Source organism: Acinetobacter sp. ANC 4218, assembly GCF_002135245.1.
Classification (GTDB): domain Bacteria; phylum Pseudomonadota; class Gammaproteobacteria; order Pseudomonadales; family Moraxellaceae; genus Acinetobacter.
The window spans coordinates 1-23,160 of sequence record NZ_NEGD01000002.1 but is presented as its reverse complement, the minus strand read 5'-3'; the positions used below and the strand labels follow the sequence as shown (position 1 = coordinate 23,160).

Sequence of the window (23,160 nt, the reverse complement as noted above, 5' to 3'; positions counted from 1 at the left end):
CATGCATTACAGTAAATATCGGGAGCATGATCAGCTCCTGCAAAGTTCTGTTTAAAACCTTAATCTTGATCTGCACACGATTATTCAAAAGTCCTGACATAGACTGACCAATAGCTGCGAAACCAAGGATGAATCAGCTTTTATGTACCTATGCCCTACTGAGAGCTAAAAAAGATCATTATTTTTATCTCACTGCCCACATTTTATGCACAAAAGCATCGCATGGACTTTTTTGCTGATGATCAGACCGTATTTTCAACTCATATAAATCAGGAACTTATTGCGCGCAAAAAATAATACAATTTTATCTGGACCTAGCAGAATTTATTCCGACTATGGAATGATTAAGATTTTACCCAATGATAAACTGAACAATAATAATTAAAACTTTATCTATAATTTTTGGTCAATTTTTTGATCATTTTAAAACATATTTCTCAAACAAAAAAAATCGACATGTAAGCCTAATTTTTTAACCAGAATATCTGATTATTTCAGTCAAAAGTCAGCTGATTTTGCTACTTTTTAAAAAATTAAATCATTATAAAGAGGTGTTTCTGCTGATATCACGGGTTAATAAAAGCCATGTTTTGGGCCTGATATCAAAATTTAGGACGCTAAAATAGCATTTTTCAAAACCACAACTCCCTATCAATTTTTAATGAGGCATCGGTATTAGCCCAAAATTTATTTAGAGTTAAAATATCATATTGTTTTGTAAAAAAAATTACATAAATAATAATTTTCTAATATTTTGTTAACCAAAAGGTATAATTTACATTTAAACAGGTTATAACTTTAATTAAATAAAATGTATTAAAAAAAGCTTTTTTTGCGATACATTACGTATACAATTCTGCTAATTTCTTCTCCCATTTTGTATAAGGCTCTCTCCCAATGCAAAAAGCTAAAAAACTTACTTTAGCAGTTTTAATTCAAACTGCCTTAATTTCAACTGCTTATGCCAGTGAACAAAGCGAATCTAAAGGCTTCGTTGAAGATGCTGAAGGTTCTGTATTGTTCCGCACCGGTTATATCAATCGTGATAAAAAAGCACCTGGCAAGAAAGATCAAAGCTCTGCTGCACAATCTGCTATCGTCAAACTCGAGTCTGGTTTCACCCAGGGTGTGGTAGGTTTTGGTGTAAATGCGGTAGGTGATGCTTCATTTAAACTGGGCGAAAACAAAAATGCGAATAATGGCATGATTCCTAAGCATGCACCGACTGCAGAAAATCCAAATGGGGACGCTTATGACCATTGGGCTCGTGGCGGCGCAAGTGTCAAAGCACGTGTTTCCAATACAACTGTTGAATACGGTACGCAAGTTTTAGACTTACCGGTATTGGCCAGCAATACTGCCCGCATGGTTCCTGAATACTTTGAAGGTGTACTTGCAACTAGCCGTGAAATTGATGGCCTGGAATTGACTGCTGGTAAATTCACGAAGAACCAGTATTCAGATCAAATCAATACAGATGGCCGTAAATTAGATCGCGCAGTAGTTTGGGGCGCTAAATACAAAGTTAATGATGCTTTAAATACGGCTTATTATGGCGTGGATATTAAAGACAAACTTGAACGTCATTATGCCAATGTCAATTATAAGCAAACGCTTGCCAATGACAGCTCACTCACTTATGACTTCAGCGGTTATCACACTGAGTTTGATGAACAAGCCGCTACTTATTCTTCAACAATTGGCAATAAAAATGTTTCCGGTCGAAGCAACAATATTTGGGCAATTTCAGGTACTTATAATACTGGTGCGCACAACGTAATGTTGGCTTACCAACAAAATACTGGCAACACTGGTTATGATTACGGCGAAAATGCTGACGGTGGTCAAAGTGTCTACCTTCCAAACTCTTACTTGTCTGACTTCGTCGGCAACCGTGAGAAATCAGCACAAGTTCAATATACCTATGACTTCAGTGCAATGAAGGTTCCAGGCTTAACTTGGACTACTGCTTATGTTTATGGTTGGGACATCAATGTTGCTGGTAAAACAGGCGAAGGTAAAGAAAATGAATTCTTTAACCAGGTGAAATACACTGTTCAAAGCGGTTTTGCCAAAGATGTAAGCTTGCGCCTACGTAATTCTATTTATCGTGCCAACGATGCTTATGAAAATGCTTACATCGGTGATACCAACGAATGGCGTATTTTCTTGGATATTCCTGTGAAATTATTCTAATTCACTCGAATTTCAAGTGATAAAAAAACCTGCACAATGTGCAGGTTTTTTTATTTAAGCTTTAAAATTTTAAAGACTTAAATTGAAAAGCAATTATTTATTTGCTTCTGCATAAGCTGCAATTGAGCTAAGTACTTCTTGTTTCGCAACGTCAGCACCTTCCCAACCACTTAACTTAACCCATTTACCTGGTTCTAAGTCTTTGTAGTGTTGGAAAAAATGTTCAATTTGGCTGATCAAAAGCGGAGGAAGATCAGTATATTCCTGAACATCTTTATAGATCGGTGTTAATTTGTCGTGCGGTACTGCAACCAGTTTCGCATCAACACCACCGTCATCTTCCATGTTCAATTTACCGACTGGACGGCAACGAATGACTGAACCTGGTTCAACCGGGTGTGGAGTCACAACCAATACGTCAAGTGGGTCACCATCAAGTGACAATGTGTTTGGCACATAACCGTAGTTTGCCGGGTAGAACATTGCAGTACCCATGAAACGGTCTACAAATAATGCATCAGAATCTTTGTCGATTTCGTATTTGATTGGTGCTGCATTTGCAGGAATTTCAATAATTACATAGATGTCGTTTGGTGCATCTTTACCCGCTGGGATATTGCTGTAGCTCATAGCATCACTCTTTAACAAGTTAAATCTTTTTTAAACCGCAACGATTATAACGGTTTTTGCGTATTAAATAACTTTTCGATTATACATCTGCTGGGTGAAAATATGTATTTTCACATTTTCAGGCTCAGGTGGTTAATTTAATCACCAGCAGCAACAGACAAATCGGACACAGCAAGGATAAGGTCCAGATAATGGAACGCAAAGTGGCCCAATTAGCTAAATAGCAGATGCCGTAGAAAATACGGAGTACAATATAGGCAACACCAAAAGTCATGATTACGGTTTGAGAAATCACCATATATTCTGCCATTAAAATGGAAGCAATAAATAAAGGTAAACTTTCAAAACTGTTTTGTTGTACCGCATTGGCACGGGCGGCCAAACCTGTGGTTTTAGCCAGAAATTCACGCGGGTTCTGATTATCTCGTGCTTTAAAACCGGCTGTTTTTTTTGCAATTGCAGTAAAAACATAGGGCAATAAACATGCGATTAAGATGAGATAGATTATTCCGCTAATGCTTTGCATCTCACTTTTCTCATTAAAATTTTATGCTGCCTATCATAGCATGGTGTTTTCGCAATATTTTTTGTAAATTATAGCGTTTTTATAAATGAGCAATAAGGATCCATAATGATCAATCCTGATCAAGAAAAAATGTTTGATGTACTCGAAAAGCAGCGCCAGCATCAACTTAAAGTGGATCGGGTACTCAAAATCGTATTGCCTATTACAGGATTTTTACTTGCAGTGGTGTGTGCCAATTTTAATAGGCTTTCCCTTATTTTTACCATTGTTATTTCAATTCTCGCACTTTGGATGGTGGGAATTAAACGTCAGGCCCTTTGGATATGGACTACAGTCGTTGCACTCTACTGTTTGCTCGATAATTTATATAGCTTTGGTGCATTTGATTTACAGCGATACATCTATCAATTTGGTAGCATCACGACCTTTCTATGGATTACTGGGATAGCACGTCCCTATATTGATCGATGGATGTTAAAAGATTAAAGCCTGGCCTATTTCCAAATAAAAAAGCGCCGTGATCGGCGCTTTTTTATTGCAGCATTTATGCAGTTTTACGCAAGTCTTTACGTAAGATTTTACCTACGTTGGACTTTGGTAATTCATCTATAAATTCAACATAACGTGGGCGTTTGTAGCCTGTTAAGTTCTCTTTAGCGAAAGCAAGCACTTCTTCTGTGGTGAGTGACGGATCTTTCTTCACCACAAACAGTTTAGGCACTTCACCTGATTTTTCATCCGGCACACCAATCGCAGCAACTTCCAATACTTTAGGATGCGTAGAAATTACTTCTTCAATTTCTGAAGGATAAACGTTGAAGCCCGACACCAGAATCATGTCTTTCTTACGATCGACAATCTTGATATAACCACGATCATCCATGATCCCAATATCACCGGTACGGAAGAAACCGTTAATCATCACTTTTTCAGTTTCATCTGGACGGTTCCAATAGCCTTTCATGACTTGTGGACCACGAATAGAGATTTCACCCTGTTCGCCAAGCGGCACTTCATTACCATCATCATCCAAAATTGCAACTTCAGTCAACGGTAATGGAATACCAATGGTACCGCTAAATTCAGTGGATTGCGGTGGATTGGCTGTTGCAACAGGTGAAGTTTCAGATAAACCGTAACCTTCAATAATATTGGTGCCAGTAATTTTCTTCCATGCTTCAGCAGTAGAAGGAAGGACTGCCATGCCGCCACCCATCGCCATTTTCAGTTTGCTATGGTCCAGCTGTCTAAATTCTTCATTGTTCACCAATGCATTAAACAGGGTATTCACTGCCGGGAAGAATGATGGCTGGTATTTACGCAGTTCTTTCATTACCGCAGGTAAGTCACGCGGGTTTGGAATAAGCACGTTGGCCTGACCTTTATACATGCCGTACAACGCACAGACCATGAAGGCAAAGATGTGATAGAGTGGCAAAGCACAGAAAATACGGTCATCCGGTTGCCCATCTTGAGCACCAAATTTACTTTGGAAAATACCGTCGCACTGCAACATGTTGGCAACCAGGTTACGGTGAGTCAGTTCAGCACCTTTAGAAACACCGGTAGTACCGCCAGTATATTGAAGTACAGCTGTATCACTGAGCGTAAGGTTTGGACGCTTATAATTGCTTGCGCTGACTTTAGACATTGCTGCATTAAAACGAATATGTCCTGGAATATTCCAAGCCGGAATTTGCTTACGCACTGAACGTAAAACAAAGTTGACTAATGTACCTTTTAAGGCACCCAACATATCACCCACAGAAGCCACTACCACATGCTTCACAGGGGTTTTACCAATAATTGCCTGGTAAACCGTTGCAAAGTTTTCAATAATAACCAGCACTTCAGAACCGGAGTCATTTAACTGATGCTCAAGTTCACGAGAAGTATAAAGCGGGTTGACGTTTACAAGCACTAAACCTGCGCGGAAAATCCCCAATGCGACAACAGGATATTGAAGTACGTTTGGCATCATCACCGCCACACGTGTACCCTTTGCCAAACCTAAACTTTGTAAATATGTTGCAAATTTACGGCTTGCTTCTTCCAGCTCACTAAAAGAGAGAACTTTATCCATAAAAATAAAGGCGTCACGTGAGCCAAATTTTTGGAAGTTGCGCTCAAACACATCAACCAATGAGGTATTTTCAGCCGGTAATTCTACAGTTTCTGGAATCCCTGTCTTTTGGTATTCAGCGAACCAAATCTTTTCCATAATGCCTATCACTCCAATCTTAATCCTTAGTTTTTAAACTATTTTTTTCTTTGCTGAACCTGGTTTTTTCCTTTTGTATTGTTCAACAAAGCATCCATTTGCACGAATTACACCATATATAGCCTATTTCATATCTGGGATGCTAGTTTTATCTTTGAATGAACAGTCTATTTGCTTTTTGATATCCTCGTGGTAAGAGTTGACCTTTAGTGCCTCGCTTACCGATATATTTTTGAAGATCATCACCTTTTAATTTTAATTGTTGCTGTCCAGCAACTACTTGAATTATTTCATCTAAATTCAACATTGTCATAGATACAATTTGATCTTTCGCCTCGAGTTGTATCAATTTATTACCTTTACCTTTGTTCAGGCTTGGTAATTCTGACAAATCGACAACCAGCATACGGCCTGCTGAACTGAGTAAGGCCACATGAGTCGCCTGTTCTATTGCTTGCAGTGGCATCGCCTTGCCATCTTCAGGCACAGTCAGGAAGGACTTCCCTGCCTTGGCATTGGTATCCAGTTGTTTCGCCTGGGTTTTAAAGCCATAACCTTTGGAACTCAAGGCCAAAATTTCAGCTTCATCCTCGGCAATAAACACCTGAATGAAACCTACACCACTGGCGGGTGCAAGTTTAGAACTTAAAGGTTCACCTAAGCCACGTGCCGAAGGTAAAGTGTTAATAGCCAGTGCATAACTACGACCAGTATCGTCCAGTACATAGACCCGTTGATTGGATTTACCTTGGGCATGGCTTAAATATTGGTCACCGGCACGGAAATTCAGATTTTCGGCATCGACCTCATGGCCTTTAGCTGAACGGATCCAGCCCGCCTCAGACAACACCACAGTCACAGGATCGGCTGGCAACATGTCCTGTTCATTAATCGCCAATGCTTCGGCGCGGCGTACAATAGGCGAACGGCGGTCATCACCAAACTTTTTCGCATCTTCTTTAAGTTCATTAATAATCAATGCTTTTAAAGATTCAGGATTGGCCAGCTGCTCGCGGATAATGGCCGCACGCGCTTCCAGTTCTTCCTGTTCGCGGCGCATTTCCATTTCTTCAAGTCTGGCCAAATGACGTAACTTGAGTTCTAAAATGGCTTCAGCCTGAATTTCATCAATATTGAAATGAGACATCAGCACCGGTTTGGGCTGATCTTCCTCACGAATAATCCGAATCACTTCATCAATATTTAAGTAGGCAATAATCAAGCCGACCAGGATATGCAGACGCTTTTCAATTTTATTTAAATGATATTGCAGGCGGCGCGTTACCGTATTTTTACGAATCTCGATCCATTCCAGCAAAATGCGGCGAATCGATTTCACTTGCGGACGGCCATCGGCACCAATCATGTTCATGTTGACGCGATAGCTGGATTCCAGATCGGTCGTTGCAAATAAGTGACTCATCACTGCTTCGGCATCAATCCGGTTAGAACGTAATACAATCACCAGACGGGTCGGATTTTGATGATCCGATTCGTCACGCAGGTCACTAACCAAAGGCAATTTTTTCGCCTGCATCTGATCGGCAATCTGGGTAATCACTTTAGAACCCGACACCTGATACGGTAAGTCGGTAATCACGATTTCATTTTTTTCTATTTTATAAACCGCACGCATACGGTAACTGCCACGTCCTGTGGTCTGCAGTTTGAGCAGTTCTTCAGGGGCAGTAATAATTTCGGCTTTGGTCGGCAAATCCGGGGCTGGAATATATTCCGCCACTTTTTCATCGCTTAAATTTGGATTACGGATCAGCGCGATGGTGCCTTTAATCACTTCACGCAAGTTATGCGGTGGAATATCGGTCGCCATCCCCACAGCAATGCCTGTAGTACCATTTAGTAAGATATTCGGTACACGTGCTGGCAAATTCACCGGTTCTTTCATTGAACCATCAAAGTTGTCCTGCCAATCACAGGTGCCTTGACCCAATTCAGACAACAGCACTTCACTATAAAGCGAAAGTTTGGCTTCGGTATAACGCATTGCTGCAAAAGATTTCGGATCATCGGGTGAACCCCAGTTACCTTGACCTTCAATAAAAGGATAACGGTAACTGAATGGCTGTGCCATCAGTACCATCGCTTCATAACAGGCAGAGTCACCATGCGGATGGTATTTACCCAGCACATCCCCCACGGTACGGGCCGATTTTTTCGGTTTACCGCTATACTTTAAGCCCAATTCACTCATGGCGAAGACAATACGGCGCTGTACTGGTTTTAAACCGTCACTGATATGCGGCAATGCACGATCCATAATCACGTACATGGCATAGTTAAGGTAAGCTTGTTCAGTAAATTCGGCTACGGAACGATTTTCTGTCGCATGATGCACAAGGCTGGTCATAAAAGCGTGAAATCCTAAATAATTCGTTTTTGTATCTACGTTGTTATGCTATGTCGCAGCTGCGGACTACACAAGGGCAGTAACCCACACTCTGCGACAAATTGTGTCTTATGGACTAAAAATATCCATTTTATAAGGGCCAATCAACCCAAAAATCAGCAATTTTATAAACCAATCGACTCTAAAGTTTTACCTTTGGTTTCTTCACCCAGCAGCAGGATAATCAGTGCCACGGCAATTAAAACGGCGGTAAACATCATAAAGACATAGCTGAAACCATGGTCGAGCACCATTATATGGGTGACAGCAAATGGCGCGAAAATACCACCAATACGGCCAATCGCCCCGGCCCAGCCTGAACCGAAGGCACGGATATTGGCTGGATACTGTTCTGGGGTATAAGTGTATAAAACACCCCAAGCCCCCAAATTAAAGAAGGACATCAAACAGCCCCACAGCACAATCTGGGTCACATTGTCGGATTGACCAAAGAAGTAGGCAGAGACCGCACACATGGCAATGAAACCGGCCAATGTTGCCTTACGTCCCAGTTTTTCCACCAGCCATGCCGCGGCAATATAACCCGGCAACTGGGCCAGAATCATCACCAATACATACTCAAAAGACTTCACAATGGTATAGCCTTCTTTGACCAGTAAACTTGGCAGCCAGGTAAAAATACCGTAGTAGGAAAATACAATACCAAACCAGATCAGCCACAGCATCAGGGTACGGCGGGCAAAAATGCCGGACCAGAGTTGAGAGAAGCTAATATCATGCTTTTCGGCCACCGGTTTGACTTCAAAAATTTCAATCACTTCCACGCCACATTGTGCTTCAATTTTTTTCACCAAAGCATGCGCTTCTTTATGTCGACCGCGGTTAATTAAGTAAGGCACCGATTCTGGCACCATTTTCCAGATCACGATGGCATACAGCGCAGGAATCCCCCCAATCAGAAAGGCAGCATGCCAGCCAAAATCTGGAATCACAAACCGCGAAACCAGTGCTGCCACCAGCCAGCCCAAACCCCAAAAACTTTCCAGCAGCACAATAAAGCGGCCACGGACATGGGCAGGAATATACTCACTCACCAGCGTCACCGCCACCGGTAGCTGACCACCCAGTCCAAGCCCGACTATGAAACGGAACACCAGCAGCCAGCTCAGGTTCGGTGCAAAGGCACAAGCCGCGGTTGCCAGACTATAAATCACCAGGGTTGAAGCAAAAACCGTTTTACGCCCCCAGCGATCGGCAAGAGCTCCCGAACACACTGCCCCAATAGCCATTCCAATAAAACCAATGGAAACCACCCAGCTTTTATCATCCGGCGTCATGGCCCAGTCTTCCGCCATTTTGGCCAAAATAAAGGAAATCAATCCGGTATCCATGGCATCAAACATCCAGCCCAGACCAATCACCCATAGCAAGGTATAGTGAAACTTACCAATCGGTAAACGTTGTATACGTGAGACTAAATCCATAACAAGAGCTCTGATTTGGTGAAAGAATGCATGCTGCTTTCCCAACAGGATTTATAATTGTATTAATTTTTATACGCCAATTTGCAGATGATGACCGCTCATTTCGTCGGTCATTCATCATATTAAGGCAATATTCTAGGAAGCATCTTTGGAGGATGCGGACTGGTCGTCGTCATCTTTATAAATAAATTTCGGCATTTCCAGACCAAAATAGATAGCGATGCAGCGTAAAGAGAAACCGAAGATTAAGGTGGAAATGACAGTGATTTCTAGAGAGAAACCAATATCCTGACAAATCCAGTAACAGATCACGGAAACAAAAGAAATACTGGCATACAGTTCACGGCGGAATACCAGTGGCACATCATTACACAGAATATCGCGCAAAATGCCGCCGGAAACTCCGGTTAACACCCCGGCAACCGCGGAAACCACAAAACCATGCCCCATCTGCAAGGCAATCTGGCAGCCAATGATGGTAAAACCGATTAAACCCAGGGCATCGAGAATCAGGAAAATAGAACGTAAATGGCGCATCCATTTGGCTATCAGAATGGTGACAAAGGCTGCGCAGCAGGTCAGGACCAGATATTCCGGATGCTTCACCCAGGTCAGAGGATAGTGCCCAAGCAGTACATCGCGAACCGAGCCACCACCCAGTGCAGTCACACAGGCAATCAGCGTTACCCCAAACCAGTCCATACTGCGCCGACCTGCCGACAGTGCCCCTGTCATGGCTTCAGCCGTAATTGCGATAATATAGATGACCAATAGCAACATTGCCCTGATTCCCCTGAGGGTAATTGATGCGCGCTATTCTAAGGCAAATTTAGCGGAAAATTACAGATATTGTGCACAACATTGCTTAAATTTTTTCCCTGAACCGCAAATACACGGCTGTTTCATCGTAATATTCATTGTGGTTGTCGGATCAAGGAAATACCATGCGCCTTCATGCTTTACAAAATGGGAAATTTCATGATGAACCTGTGCTTGCTGACCATCATGATAATGCGCCTTAAATTCAACCTGGGCATGGTGCTTGTCCAGTTTTTCCTGAGCCTGCACCACCTCCAGCTTGAGCCAATGATTGGCCTTGCTCCAGTCACGAATCGCAGCCACATCCAGCGCCTGTTGCTGGCCTAATGCGGTAGTTTTCACAATATAGTCAATTTCATGCTTGGCAAAGGCACTATAGCGTGAACGCATCAATTGCTCTGCAGTGTGTGCTTTGGCCTGACCCAAATGTAAGGGTTGGCAACAGTGGGCATAATCCCCCTGTCCACATGGACAATTGCTTTCTGACATCAATTTTTTCCAACTTAAATTAATAAATCAAATAGCCCGACAATGCGGGCTATTTTAATTCAATCTCAATAAAGATCATCTGTGCAGGATGAAATTAATCTTCTGTCTGATTTTGATTGAGCGGGATGATATGAACCTTATCAATTTTATGGCCATTCATCGTCACCACTTCAAAAATATGTTTATCTGCCTGCAATTTGGCACCACTTTCCGGCAAACGCCCCAGATGGAACAGGATATAACCGGACAAGGTTGAATACTGTTCAGACTCATCTACCAGATCACGGTTTAACAACAAGGAAACATGACGAATATCGGTAGAACCTTCCAGGATTAAGGTGCCATCTTCCAGACTTTCTGCCGCTGTTTCAAATTCATCTTCATCCGGGAATTCACCGGCAATCGCTTCAAGCACATCAATCGGGGTAGCAAGCCCTTCAATCGAACCGTATTCATTCAATACAATAGCCATTTGCAGCGGTGCCTGACGCAACTGTTCCATTACCATCAACACCTGAGCATTTTCATGCACAATCACCGGCTCGCGTAAATGCGCTTCAAAATTCAGTTTTCCGGTTTCGATATAGTCGTTCATGACTTTATGGGTCAGCACTATACCGGCAATATTGTCCAGTTCACCATGTGCCACAATCAAACGTGAATGGGTCATGCTTAATAACTGTTCTTTGATGGAGGCTTCATCTTCATCCAGATCAATCCATTCCAGTTCCGGACGCGGCGTCATCACCGATTTCACTGGCCGTTCCGACAGCCCCAGCACACCTTGCACCAGCACACTGTGGTAAACCCCGTTCTCTTCATTAAAGACTTCATCGGCAAAGGCACGGGTCGCCAGCACATCTTCAGCTTCATTGTTTTGCGATTCACTTTTACCCCCGAGCATACGCATAACGGCAGAAGCAGTACGGTAACGCAGGTCCGTCGTGGTCACCATGCGCTCCTGATTACGGCGCATGGTCTGGTTGATAAATTCCACCACCACAGAGAAACCAATCGCCGCATATAAATAGCCTTTAGGAATATGAAAACCGAAGCCTTCAACAATCAGTGAAAAGCCGATCATCATCAGGAAGCCGAGGCACAGTATCACCACAGTCGGGTGTCTGTTGACAAAGGTCATCAGAGGTTTAGATGCCCACAGCATGATTCCGACTGCAATCACCACCGCAATCATCATCACCGACAGGTCTTTGACCATGCCGACTGCGGTAATCACGCTATCCAGAGAGAATACGGCATCCAGTACCACAATCTGAACGATCACCATCCAGAATGCGGCATGCACCGGGTTTTCTTCTTTCTGCGGTTGAGCACCTTCTATACGCTCATGTAATTCCATGGTGCCTTTAAACAGCAGGAATACGCCACCAAACAGCAGAATCAGGTCACGGCCGGAAAAAGGATGATCCAGAACATGGAACAGTGGCTGGGTCAAGGTCACCACCCAGGCAATAGATGCAAGTAAAATCAACCGCATACACAAAGCCATAATCAAGCCGACGATACGGCCTGCATTACGCTGTTCTGGGGGCAATTTTTCCGCCAAAATGGCAATAAAAACCAGGTTGTCGATACCCAGTACAATTTCTAGAACCACTAAAGTTGCCAGTCCAATCCATGCTGATGGATCTGACATCCATTCCAAGATCATTGGATATTCTCCTGTGCAGGATGATGAGGGACTGATTTTAGAAGGTTCATATTAAAATCGCTGAATATGCGATGAACAGCATGCTGTATATTTTTTTCAGAAGCATTGAAGTGTTCAGAGCGAGGACAACCACTACCCATGTTAATTCATTTGTTGGAAAACAGATTTTTAGTATAGCAAGATGAAGTAGAAATTCATCCTCTTTTCCTCATTGCGCTGTTTTTAGCTCACCCAATTTCAACAAATCTTTGCAAAGTCAGTATAAGGCTGATCACGACCTGTCATATTTAACAGTTAAGCTAGAGACTGAAAAAATAAAATGCTATGGTAAAAATATAATGATGAACAGTGTATTAAAAATGACTCCCAAACATAACAATCCTACTCCCAAAACAACTCAACCTTTAATTGCACTCTACTGTGGTTCACGTTCAGGCAATAAGCCAATTTATCAGGAAAAAGCCGTAGCTTTGGCTCAGGCACTGGCGGATCTAGGTTTCGGCATGGTCTATGGTGGCGCAAGTATAGGCCTTATGGGGCAAGTGGCTGATGCCGTCAGACAACGTGGCGGTGAAACCGTCGGGGTGATTCCTGAATTTATGCTGGATTATGAAATTGCGCATCATCAGCTGACCGAATTACACATTGTACACAGCATGCATGAACGCAAGGCCATGATGGCTGAGCGTGCCAGTGCTTTTGTCGCTTTACCCGGGGGTTTGGGCACGTTTGAAGAAATTCTGGAAATTGCCACTTGGGGACAGTTAAATCAGCACCAGAAACCGATGATGCTCTATAATGTGAATGGCTTTTATGATGCCCTAGTGAGCCAGCTGGATCATACGGTCAGTGAAGGCTTTTTACCGCCGCAGCATCGGGCCAAACTGATTATCTGCAATCATGCCGATCAGATTCTCAATGCCATTAAAAATCTGGATGCACCACAACACTTTGCCATTTAAGTCCAAGCCAGGACATAAAAAACGAACTCCAGACAGTGCTGTCCCATAATGGATAGCACAACTTTTTCTTACACCACTTTAAACGGATTGCTTTAAACTCTGTAAAAAATCACTTTAATATTTTTATGAACGCCACTCCTTCGCATCAAGCCCTACAACCTGAATTCCGCCTGTTAGTGTTGTTGGTATCGATCGGTTTTTTTATGCAAGGTTTGGATACCACCATTGTCAATACGGCAATTCCAGCCATGGCAGCCAATCTCGCTGAAGATCCGCTACAAATGCATAGCGTGGTGGTGGCCTACGTGCTTTCGGTAGCAGCCTGTATTCCTTTAAGCGGATGGCTGGCCGACCGTTTTGGTGTGCGTAATACCTACTTTACGGCCATTATTATTTTTACCTTGGCATCACTGGGCTGCGGACTGTCCAGCAGTTTAAACCAGCTGCTCTTTTATCGGGTCATTCAGGGCATTGGCGGTGCATTGTTACTTCCTGTAGGCCGGCTGGCGATGCTCAAGGTCATTCCGCGTACACAGTTTTTATCTGCCATGAGCTTGATGAGTTTAGCTGGTCTGATGGGTCCCTTGATTGGTCCGACATTGGGCGGATGGATGGTCGAAGTGACAACATGGCACTGGATTTTTTTAATTAATATTCCGATGGGGCTGTTAGGCGTTCTGATTACCTTGAAGGCCATGCCAAACATCACTGAACCCACTGTCAAATCTTTTGATTTTTCAGGTTTTATCCTGCTGGTCATCGCCATGGTGGGACTTTCACTGGGCATTGAAAATTTTGCCAGCCCACATCAATCGCTATGGTGGAGTATGGGTCTGGTACTTGCGGGTGTCTTGGCAGCGATTGTGTATGCTATACATGCACATACACATCATAATGCGCTGTTCCGTAGCACATTATTCAGCAATAAAATTTATGCAATTGGCATTATCGGTAATTTCTTTGCCCGCTTAGGCGGCAACGCGATACCTTTTTTAATTCCGCTGATGTTGCAGGTTGCCTTTGGCTTTGAGCCATTTATTACCGGTCTGTTGATGATTCCGACCGTACTGGGTTCTCTCGCTTCCAAGCCGATTATTCGCCAGATTATTCAACGCTTTGGTTATCGTAAGGTATTACTGGTCAATACCTTGCTGGTGGGTGCCTGTATCGCCAGTTTTGCCCTCAGCACGGCGGATACCCCGACCTGGTTAAGAGCCTTACATTTCTTTGTTTTCGGCATACTAAATTCTTTGCAGTTTGTCTCCATGAATACCCTGACCCTGAAGGATTTACCTCAGCAAGATGCCAGTAGTGGCAACAGTTTTTTGTCAATGATCATGATGGTATCGATGAGTATCGGCGTGGCTTTGGCCGGAACCATGGTCAACCTGTTTACCGCCTATTTCGGTAGTGAGCAGATCGTTACAGCTTTCCATACCACCTTGATTTTCCTCGGCTGCATTAACCTGATTACCGCAGCCATTTTCTGGCAAATTCCACGCCACACCTAAGTAGAATCAGATGACATCAGAAACAACGTGGTCTGAATGTTCAGATCGCGTTATCATGTGTTTGATAAATCACGCCTAAATTATCTATGTCTAATAAACGATTCGCCAAGCATCATCATCACAAGCTGTATGCCTCTTGCGTCGGCCTGTTGCTGAGCTGTGTTGCAATCGTATTGTATTTTTTTGTCTTGCCTCATCATCCTGCTTCGGCACAGGAATATCCGGTCAAAGGTTTTGATGTATCGCATCATCAGGGCGACATTCAATGGCAACAGATCTCACCCAAAACCTATCGATTTGTTTATCTGAAAGCTACTGAAGGTGGTGATTTTAAAGATCGGAAATTTCAGGATTACTGGCTGCAAGCCCGTGAACATGGTTTCACTGTGGGTGCCTATCATTTTTATCGTTTATGCAGGGATGGCGAAATTCAGGCGCAAAATTTTATTGAAACCGTACCCAATAAAGCCGATGCGTTGCCTCCAGTGATTGATCTCGAATATGACAGCAACTGCATCAATACCTATACCAAGGAACAACTGCTAAAAGAAATTCAGGTCATGCATGACCGGCTGTATCAGCATTATGGCAAACAACCGATTTTCTATATTTCCAAAGCTTTCTATAACATTATTTTAGCGGGAGAGTTTGCAAAAACACCGCTCTGGGTCCGTGAATATCACAGCAAACCCGATTTAAAAGGCAAGCCAAAATGGCTGTTTTGGCAGCATACCAATCAGGGTACCATCAAGGGCATTAACAAAACCGTCGACTTAAATGTGTTTAATGGTGATGCGGATGACTGGACACGATTTTTAGAACGCAATGGAATCTATCCACTGAACAAAGTGGAAACTTTACCGAAAAAATAACAAGATAAACTCAAAATTTCACCACAATAAAAATAAGACTGCATAAAAAATGGGAAAATTATGTCGATTAAAAAAGGATTTTGGCTGTTGGGAGTAGGCATCAACATACTCGTTGGAGTGGCTGCAGTGGTTTTGCTGCCGCAGCCTTCCGGTCAAATGTCTGATTTTCAAAAATGGCAATATCAGTCATCTGCAAAACTATCTCGATCAAAGCTTGAGAACATTAAAACCTAAAGTGGTGGTACCCATTCATTGGGATAATTTTTTCAAGCCGATTGACCAGCCTTTGGAGTTTTTACCGTACCTGGCAGATCACACCGAGCAAAGCCTCAAAATTCTGATTCAAGCAGCAGAACAACAACACACCCGACCGGTTTTACTTAGTCAACCTGTGTCGTATCCACTTGATCCTGCTCTACAATCTGCCCCATGAAGATGAGATACTGAAGCCCAGCGCATACAAGCAGAGTTTGGGACTGCATGAGAAAAATCATTCACATCGATATGGATGCCTTTTTTGCATCTGTGGAACTCAAAGACCGACCGGAGTTAAAGCATTTGCCGGTGGTCGTGTCTTCCCATCATCCAAGGGCCGTGATTTGTGCAGCGTCCTACCCTGCGCGCGAGTTTGGATTGCGCTCTGCCATGTCGATGGCACAAGGCCGAAAGCTTTGTCAACATGTAGTGGCGATTGAGCCCAATTTTGAAAAATACCGTGCCATCTCCGCCCAGATTCATCAGGTGTTCCAGCGTTACACGCCGCTGATTGAACCCTTATCTTTAGATGAAGCTTATCTGGATGTCACAGAAAATCTGCAAAATATTCCAAGTGCTACTGAAGTAGCTATGCGAATAAGGGAAGATATTTTCCAAGCGACTGGTTTAACAGCCTCTGCCGGGGTAGCACCAAATAAATTTTTAGCCAAAATTGCTTCAGACTGGAACAAACCAGATGGCATTTGTGTCATTAAGCCCTCACAGGTGCAGCATTTTATTCAGGATTTACCGCTGAAAAAAATTCCAGGTGTAGGAAAAGTGATGCAAGAAAAGCTCAAGTTGCTGCAATTACAAACGCTGGGAGATTTACAAAAAATTGAGCAAAATGTACTGGTTCAGCATTTTGGCAAATATGGCAAACGACTTTTTCTCTATGCCCAGGGCATCGATGAACGTCCGGTACAGGCGGAGCGTGAACGCCAGCAAATTTCCAAGGAAACCACCTTTGATGATGATCTAACCTTAACACAATGCAAGAACTCTTGGCCTCGACTGATTGATCAGATCTGGAACAGTCTAGAGCGCAAACAACTCTGTGCGCGCGGGGTTTCAGCCAAACTCAAGTTAAAGAATTTTCAGGTCTTGCAACATAGCAAAAGTTTCAAACAGCCTTTGCAAAATCGGCAACAACTGGAACAGGTACTGCAACAGCTACTCATTGAAATGCATATTCCGCAACATTTTCAGTTTCGACTCATTGGTGTTGGACTGTACCAGCTTTCGGAACAACAGGATCAATCACAGCTTTCTCTCTGGTAGAGTTTGCATATTTTTCAACCAAAAGAACGTGATTAGACCAATTGACTACACACAAGTACGATTTTTGGGGTACTCTATGGGCGCGATACATTTATCCATGTAGACGCCGAGATGCTAAAAATCACCTTTACTTTTAGCATACTGTCCTGTGATTGGCGTGACGATCAAATCCGAATGTTACAGGGCAACTCTGTTAAACCGCATGGTCCCTCGCTCGCATTTCTTCTGCATATCTCTCTATAAATTCCTAAAAACAGCAGATTTCATACTGTGCTAAAGCATTTTATACATGCAGCTGCCGATCAGTCCGCTTTGCTACCTTATGTTCTGATTATCCCGGTTCATTTAACAAATCTCTGCTGTGGCAACCATAGTACAGTGATAGATTTTTGACAGGCGATAATGCAATAAAGTCCGCAACTAGGCGGACTTTCTGCTTTAGATAAATCATATACATAGATGAAACAATTTTAAGAAGCTTACTCGTGTTTCAATATGATTCTTTCTTCGTTTATTTTGTCAGGAGTAGAACGCAACTCATTACCAATAGCTCTAGGATCATCCTTATCAACTAATCGAAACTGATATTCAAAACTAGGAAGTCTACCTGGAACAGCAGATTGTGCAGTGGATGCAACAGGGATAGCGATCTTATTTTTACTTTCGGCAAAAGCATTAGCTCTTAAAATTACATCTGACTTAAGTTTGGATGTATTGGTAAATACTCCACCAGCTGACATTTGAGAAATCATATAGGTATCTCTACCAATAGGAACAATATCTGCTGTTGCACAACCAGTTAAAATCAGCACACTAATAACTAGTGCTTTAACTTTCATAAATGTCATTATTGAATTTCTCCAATTAACTGATCAACTAACGGTTCTATTTTGGATTCATTACTTTTGTACTTAGTAGGATTTAATAATCCCCCAGCATGTAATTTGTATTCAGCAACCCCAACTCGTTTTTCATTTTTATAGAGAATTAATTGTGCCTGAGTAAGTACTATTGAAAAATCCCACTTTTGATATGCTACATACCTGAGTGAATATTCACATAGTTCTGGTCTTTCCCCACTATAAACTTGAGTAGCAATATTGTGATATTCCAAACGAGAAGTAATGATGTCCTCTAGATTTTGAACTATCACTTTAGGGTTATGCTTTATACAAACTTTTTGAATCTTTTCCCCTTGGCTTAATTGTACAGGTGTGATTTTAGTTGTAGCGCACCCAGTAAGAAGCATCATAGAGCCGAATAAAATTATTATTTTCATAAAATTCCTATTTTAATTAGTGTCTTATAGCATAATTTTAGTTGAGCATTAAGGCTTAAAGGAAATGACCTAAGCTCTGTACGTAAATAGCTTAGTATAACTACCCTATTACTTTAACTCCATGCACGTACAGCGTTAGCTATAGCCCAACAATAACTGCACGATGAGTGATTTACGCTCACAGCTCATGGCATTATGATGTTGCCATCTACCTGGCTGTAGGCTGTATGATCAAGATATGGCTCGCAGCAATTATGCCGAAAATAAAGGACTTATATTATGACAGTACAACGTCTGCATGTTGAAAAGCGCTTTTCTGAAATTGCCATTTCAGGCAACCTGGTACATCTGGCTGGTCAATTGGCTGCAGATACCACGCTGGATATTAAAGGTCAGACATGGCAAACCCTAGAAATTATTGATCGTTTGCTGGCGGATGCGGGTACAGACAAGAGCCAGATTATGTCTGTAACCATTTATTTAAAAGATATTGAAAATGACTATGCGGCGATGAATCAAATCTGGGATGCCTGGGTCGCTGATATTGAAGCCCTGCCTCGTACCTGTGTCGAGGCCAAGTTGTATGCTCCTGATGTTCTGGTAGAAATGACTGTCACTGCTGTTCGTGCATCGAATTAAAAGCCAAAAAATAAGCATGAACAGTCATTCATGCTTATAGTGATTTAACCTAACAGGCGGATTTTCTTTCGGCCCAAATCTGGATAAAAATTATACTTTTTTATTGAAACTTCTGTTAACTCATCTAGCTGAAAATCAGTAGGGTTTTCAATTAAAAAATCTTGTCTTAACTGAAAATATTCCGGTACATCTTCATAGCGAATCACCCGATACCCGGCCATCGCCAACAGCGCATCCTGATACTGGGCATTTTGCGGATGGCGTAAGGCCATGGGATCATCCAATGCAATAATCGCAAGCACCTGATGATGTTCATCCAGAATCACAAAATCTGCCACCATATTGCGATATTTATGGCGGGTACGGCTGTATTTGGTCGTCAACAAGGCATCAAATGAAACATGAGCCAACACAGTACTGCGCGGCAATATTTCTTTAAGGCGTGTAAATGTGATCTGTTCACTAATATTAAAAATAGCTCTTTGTTTTAAAGCACTATCTTGCTGTTTAGCACTACCTTCCAGACTTTTCCAAGCCTTCAGCAGAATGCCAAACAGAAGTAAACTTCCGACCAAAATATAAATTATCATCCTCTTAATCCTTTAATTTTTTATAGTCTTTCCGGTGTCACACCGATGCTTGTTATCAACCTCAGTATACAACGCTTATTTTTATTAAATATTTCAAGCAAACGAACTGCATTTAATCATGACGAAAACATTATAAATGCTGACAAAAAGTTGCACTGATTTTATTTTTTACATCTATGCCTAGGATTCATCCATTATCTGACACCAAATTACTGTAGCTCAAGGCACAGTAGGGATGCAAGACTACTTTTGAATATTGTCCTACAATTCCGATGAGCTGTTTTCATTAGAGAGCTATTTAATTGAATGGTAAAAAAAGAACGCCTAAGCGTCCTTTTTTTATTTTTAAATCAAGCCTTTGACTTAGGCTTAGATTTAATCTTGGATTTAGAACCCGCAAATGGACGTTTCTCCCCAGTTTCACGTGGTGGTAAGCCAGTATGTTGAGTCAGGATCTGGCCTTTTTTAGGACGATTATTGCCATTTGTATTGGCAACATTACGTGATTGATTACGTGCAGTATTTTCACCTGTTCGTTTTGCAGAATCCCCCGCCAAGGTCGAGTTTTTCTTGCGTGCCGACTGATATTGCCCTTCTGTGCCTTGCGGTTGATAGCTCGGAATCAGATGTTGTTTCGAATTACCAATCAAGTCTGAGCGGCCCATTTCTTTCAAAGCTTCACGTAACATTGGCCAGTTATTTGGATCATGGTAACGCAAGAAAGCCTTGTGCAAGCGGCGACGTTTCTCACCTTTCACAATATCCACATTTTCAGTATAACGCGCCACTTTTGCCAGCGGATTTTTACCGGTGTAATACATGGTGGTTGCTGTGGCCATTGGCGATGGATAGAAGGTTTGTACCTGATCGGCACGGAAACCATTCTTTTTCAACCAGATCGCCAGGTTCATCATATCGTAATCGGTGGTCCCCGGATGCGCCGCGATAAAGTAAGGAATCAGATACTGTTCTTTACCGGCTTCCTTACTAAAGCGATCAAACATCTGTTTGAAACGGTCGTAAGTGCCAATCCCCGGTTTCATCATCTTGGATAATGGACCTTTTTCGGTATGTTCAGGCGCAATTTTGAGATAACCACCCACGTGATGAGTGACCAATTCTTTGACATATTCAGGGTTTAATACCGCCAGGTCATAACGTAAACCTGAACCGATCAGAATTTTCTTGATGCCTTTAAGTGCACGTGCTTTACGGTATAACTGCGTCAATGGCGCATGGTCGGTATGCAAATTCTGACACACACCCGGGAATACGCACGATGGCTTACGACAGTTTTTCTCAATCTCAGGGTCTTTACAGTGCAAACGGTACATATTAGCTGTTGGACCACCTAAATCCGAGATAATGCCGGTAAAGCCCGGTGCGGTATCACGAATCTTCTCCACTTCACGCAGAATTGAGTCTTCCGAACGGTTCTGGATAATACGGCCTTCATGTTCCGTGATGGAACAGAAAGTACAACCACCGAAGCAACCACGCATGATGTTGACCGAAAATTTGATCATGTCAAAAGCCGGGAAACGTGCATTACCATATGCAGGATGTGGCAGACGTGCATAAGGCAGATCAAACACATAATCCATTTCTTCTGTGGTTAATGGAATAGGTGGTGCATTCAACCACACATCACGTTCACCATGCTTTTGTACTAAGGCACGCGCATTCCCCGGATTGGTTTCCAAATGCAGGATACGGTTGGCATGTGCGTATAATACGGGGTCATTGACGACTTCTTCAAAAGCAGGCAAACGAATGACCGCCAGTTCTCGTGGAGGTAATTTGTGTTTAATCGCTTTGGAGGCAGGGTGTAACTGTACAATTTGCGTATCGGCATCCAGATTGTCACCTTCACGGACAATTGGATTTGTCACAGCTTCTTTTTGGAAGCCTTGATACTGGCTTAAACTATTGCCTTTATCTTTTTCGATTTCACAACCATCCAGATCTTCCGTCATCACATAAGGGTTGATGATGGGATCTACACGACCGATGGTGTCCACATCATTCGATGCAATTTCAACGAATTTAGCTTTAGAAGCACGGTTATGTTTATTGACAATAAATGCCGTACCACGGACATCCGTGATATCAGTAATTTTTTCACCTTTAGCCAAACGGTGCATCACTTCGACAATCGAGCGTTCGCCATTACCGTACATCAGAAGATCGGCTTTAGAATCCATCAATACCGAACGACGGACTTTATCTGACCAATAGTCATAATGAGCAATACGACGTAGAGAAGCTTCAATACCCCCTAACAATACCGGCACATCAGGATAGGCTTCACGTACACGCTGGCAATATACGGTTGCCGCGCGGTCAGGACGTTTATTCGGCACATTATCTGGAGAATAGGCATCATCTGAACGGATTTTACGGTCAGCAGTGTAGCGGTTGATCATCGAATCCATATTACCGGCCGTCACACCCCAAGCAATATTCGGTTTACCCAATACGCGGAACGCATCCACGCTGGTCCAGTCCGGCTGGGCAATAATCCCGACACGGAAACCTTGAGCTTCTAAAGTACGGCCAATAATGCCCGAACAGAAAGAGGGATGATCGATATACGCATCACCACAGACTAAAATAAAGTCACAACTATCCCAACCGAGTTGATCCATCTCCTCGCGTGACATCGGCAAAAATGGCGCAGGTTCAAAACAGGACGCCCAATATTTGTCGTAATCAAACAACGCTGTAGGCGCAGTCTGCATGGTATAAGCAGTAGACATGGCTAGCAATTCTCGGCTGGCAGATGATGGAAGATCTAAAAATTAGATCAAAGATGAAAGCCGAGTATTTTAGCATGAATTCGACTCAGCTTGCTTGATTATAATTTATACAAAACCAGTGATTTAATTTATTCTCCCCAAATAATCCTTCAGTTGAAAAAGCTGCTCCAGTAAGTGATCACTTATATAGTTAAACACACGAACAAAGCAGCGAATCAAGCAAACTCTTGAAGAAATAAAAAGCGTAATTTAAGATCCGATACATTCTTGAGCAATAATTCTTTGAAATATGAGCATTGGATAGAATAAGGTTTGAAATATTTTAAAGTAAGCAACCTCCAGACTCTGATGCTGCTGATGATTAGGATATTTGGACTAGAATCTGAGGAGCTAATTAATAAGAATTCCAGGCATAAAAAAAGCCCCTGCTTTATGCAGGGGCTTTTTAAGAATAATGAGCTGGCGATGACTTACTCTCACATGGGTAATCCCACACTACCATCAGCGCTAAGAGGTTTCACTTCTGAGTTCGGGAAGGGATCAGGTGGTTCACTCTTGCTATGGTCGCCAGCACAACTGTTTATGACTTTGCGTTTGGTCTTATTTA

At 42.5% G+C, this 23,160-nt stretch carries 21 protein-coding genes and 1 rRNA gene; 9 read left to right on the top strand and 13 right to left on the bottom strand.

The features are described 5' to 3' along the window. Positions 1 to 897: 897 nt before the first annotated feature. Entirely contained in the window at positions 898 to 2,196 is a 1,299-nt protein-coding gene (locus tag B9T38_RS01780; protein ID WP_086195161.1) for an OprD family outer membrane porin, read from the top strand. 93 nt (positions 2,197 to 2,289) lie between these two features. Here the strand turns inward: B9T38_RS01780 and ppa are convergent, their stop codons facing one another. Both ppa and B9T38_RS01770 read right to left on the bottom strand, forming a co-directional pair. Further along, complete coding sequence (gene ppa / locus B9T38_RS01775; RefSeq protein ID WP_005233448.1) at positions 2,290 to 2,826, bottom strand: inorganic diphosphatase; 537 nt, start codon at positions 2,824 to 2,826, stop codon at positions 2,290 to 2,292. Positions 2,827 to 2,950: 124 nt separating this feature from the next. Then, a complete protein-coding gene (locus B9T38_RS01770; protein ID WP_086195160.1) occupies positions 2,951 to 3,352 on the bottom strand; it encodes an MAPEG family protein in 402 nt (133 codons plus the stop codon). A gap of 105 nt (positions 3,353 to 3,457) precedes the next feature. Here B9T38_RS01770 and B9T38_RS01765 point away from each other — a divergent pair, with 105 nt between their 5' ends. After that, the gene (locus B9T38_RS01765) at positions 3,458 to 3,838 is read left to right on the top strand and encodes a hypothetical protein (protein ID WP_086195159.1); all 381 of its coding nucleotides are present in this window, start codon (positions 3,458 to 3,460) and stop codon (positions 3,836 to 3,838) included. Between the two features lie 58 nt (positions 3,839 to 3,896). Here the strand turns inward: B9T38_RS01765 and B9T38_RS01760 are convergent, their stop codons facing one another. The 6 genes from B9T38_RS01760 to B9T38_RS01735 form a co-directional block, all read right to left on the bottom strand. Next, entirely contained in the window at positions 3,897 to 5,573 is a 1,677-nt protein-coding gene (locus tag B9T38_RS01760) for an AMP-binding protein (RefSeq protein WP_086195158.1), read from the bottom strand. A gap of 148 nt (positions 5,574 to 5,721) precedes the next feature. Beyond that, positions 5,722 to 7,941, bottom strand: a complete 2,220-nt coding sequence (gene parC, locus B9T38_RS01755; RefSeq protein ID WP_086195157.1) for a DNA topoisomerase IV subunit A — start codon at positions 7,939 to 7,941, stop codon at positions 5,722 to 5,724. A gap of 164 nt (positions 7,942 to 8,105) precedes the next feature. Beyond that, a complete protein-coding gene (gene niaP / locus B9T38_RS01750; RefSeq protein ID WP_086195156.1) occupies positions 8,106 to 9,425 on the bottom strand; it encodes a niacin transporter NiaP in 1,320 nt (439 codons plus the stop codon). 135 nt (positions 9,426 to 9,560) lie between these two features. After that, positions 9,561 to 10,205, bottom strand: a complete 645-nt coding sequence (locus tag B9T38_RS01745) for a trimeric intracellular cation channel family protein (protein WP_086195155.1) — start codon at positions 10,203 to 10,205, stop codon at positions 9,561 to 9,563. A 60-nt stretch (positions 10,206 to 10,265) separates the two neighbouring features. Then, a complete protein-coding gene (locus B9T38_RS01740; RefSeq protein WP_086195154.1) occupies positions 10,266 to 10,733 on the bottom strand; it encodes a YchJ family protein in 468 nt (155 codons plus the stop codon). 94 nt (positions 10,734 to 10,827) lie between these two features. Then, on the bottom strand, positions 10,828 to 12,405 hold the full coding sequence (locus B9T38_RS01735) for a TerC family protein (RefSeq protein ID WP_086195153.1): 1,578 nt from the start codon (positions 12,403 to 12,405) through the stop codon (positions 10,828 to 10,830). A gap of 341 nt (positions 12,406 to 12,746) precedes the next feature. On the opposite strand from B9T38_RS01735, the gene B9T38_RS01730 reads away from it, so the two are divergent. The 6 genes from B9T38_RS01730 (at position 12,747) to dinB (ending at position 17,286) form a co-directional block, all read left to right on the top strand. Next, positions 12,747 to 13,367, top strand: a complete 621-nt coding sequence (locus B9T38_RS01730) for an LOG family protein (RefSeq protein WP_086195416.1) — start codon at positions 12,747 to 12,749, stop codon at positions 13,365 to 13,367. A gap of 125 nt (positions 13,368 to 13,492) precedes the next feature. After that, complete coding sequence (gene mdtD, locus B9T38_RS01725; protein ID WP_086195152.1) at positions 13,493 to 14,878, top strand: multidrug transporter subunit MdtD; 1,386 nt, start codon at positions 13,493 to 13,495, stop codon at positions 14,876 to 14,878. An 86-nt stretch (positions 14,879 to 14,964) separates the two neighbouring features. Continuing rightward, on the top strand, positions 14,965 to 15,750 hold the full coding sequence (locus B9T38_RS01720) for a glycoside hydrolase family 25 protein (RefSeq protein WP_171263144.1): 786 nt from the start codon (positions 14,965 to 14,967) through the stop codon (positions 15,748 to 15,750). A 60-nt stretch (positions 15,751 to 15,810) separates the two neighbouring features. Further along, positions 15,811 to 15,984 carry a hypothetical protein gene (locus B9T38_RS16690; RefSeq protein ID WP_171263143.1) on the top strand — a complete coding sequence of 58 codons (174 nt, stop codon included), beginning with the start codon at positions 15,811 to 15,813 and terminating at the stop codon, positions 15,982 to 15,984. After that, complete coding sequence (locus B9T38_RS01715) at positions 15,965 to 16,183, top strand: MBL fold metallo-hydrolase (protein WP_143222636.1); 219 nt, start codon at positions 15,965 to 15,967, stop codon at positions 16,181 to 16,183. Before B9T38_RS16690 ends, B9T38_RS01715 begins: the two co-directional genes overlap by 20 nt. Positions 16,184 to 16,230: 47 nt before the next feature. After that, positions 16,231 to 17,286, top strand: a complete 1,056-nt coding sequence (gene dinB / locus B9T38_RS01710; RefSeq protein ID WP_086195150.1) for a DNA polymerase IV — start codon at positions 16,231 to 16,233, stop codon at positions 17,284 to 17,286. Positions 17,287 to 17,765: 479 nt separating this feature from the next. Here dinB and B9T38_RS01705 read toward each other — a convergent pair whose 3' ends face one another. Both B9T38_RS01705 and B9T38_RS01700 read right to left on the bottom strand, forming a co-directional pair. Continuing rightward, positions 17,766 to 18,134 carry a hypothetical protein gene (locus tag B9T38_RS01705; RefSeq protein WP_086195149.1) on the bottom strand — a complete coding sequence of 123 codons (369 nt, stop codon included), beginning with the start codon at positions 18,132 to 18,134 and terminating at the stop codon, positions 17,766 to 17,768. Beyond that, the gene (locus B9T38_RS01700) at positions 18,134 to 18,565 is read right to left on the bottom strand and encodes an Sbal_3080 family lipoprotein (RefSeq protein WP_086195148.1); all 432 of its coding nucleotides are present in this window, start codon (positions 18,563 to 18,565) and stop codon (positions 18,134 to 18,136) included. Before B9T38_RS01700 ends, B9T38_RS01705 begins: the two co-directional genes overlap by 1 nt. 279 nt (positions 18,566 to 18,844) lie before the next feature. Between B9T38_RS01700 and B9T38_RS01695 the strand changes: the two genes are divergently transcribed. Further along, positions 18,845 to 19,204, top strand: a complete 360-nt coding sequence (locus tag B9T38_RS01695) for a RidA family protein (RefSeq protein WP_086195147.1) — start codon at positions 18,845 to 18,847, stop codon at positions 19,202 to 19,204. A gap of 44 nt (positions 19,205 to 19,248) precedes the next feature. On the opposite strand, the gene B9T38_RS01690 is transcribed toward B9T38_RS01695, so the two are convergent. The 3 genes from B9T38_RS01690 to rrf all read right to left on the bottom strand — a co-directional run bounded on the left by B9T38_RS01690 (position 19,249) and on the right by rrf (position 23,125). Next, positions 19,249 to 19,794 carry a DUF2726 domain-containing protein gene (locus B9T38_RS01690; protein WP_086195146.1) on the bottom strand — a complete coding sequence of 182 codons (546 nt, stop codon included), beginning with the start codon at positions 19,792 to 19,794 and terminating at the stop codon, positions 19,249 to 19,251. A 350-nt stretch (positions 19,795 to 20,144) separates the two neighbouring features. After that, entirely contained in the window at positions 20,145 to 22,553 is a 2,409-nt protein-coding gene (locus B9T38_RS01685) for a YgiQ family radical SAM protein (RefSeq protein ID WP_086195145.1), read from the bottom strand. Between the two features lie 457 nt (positions 22,554 to 23,010). Then, positions 23,011 to 23,125 (bottom strand): 5S ribosomal RNA (gene rrf / locus B9T38_RS01680). Positions 23,126 to 23,160 lie beyond the last annotated feature (35 nt).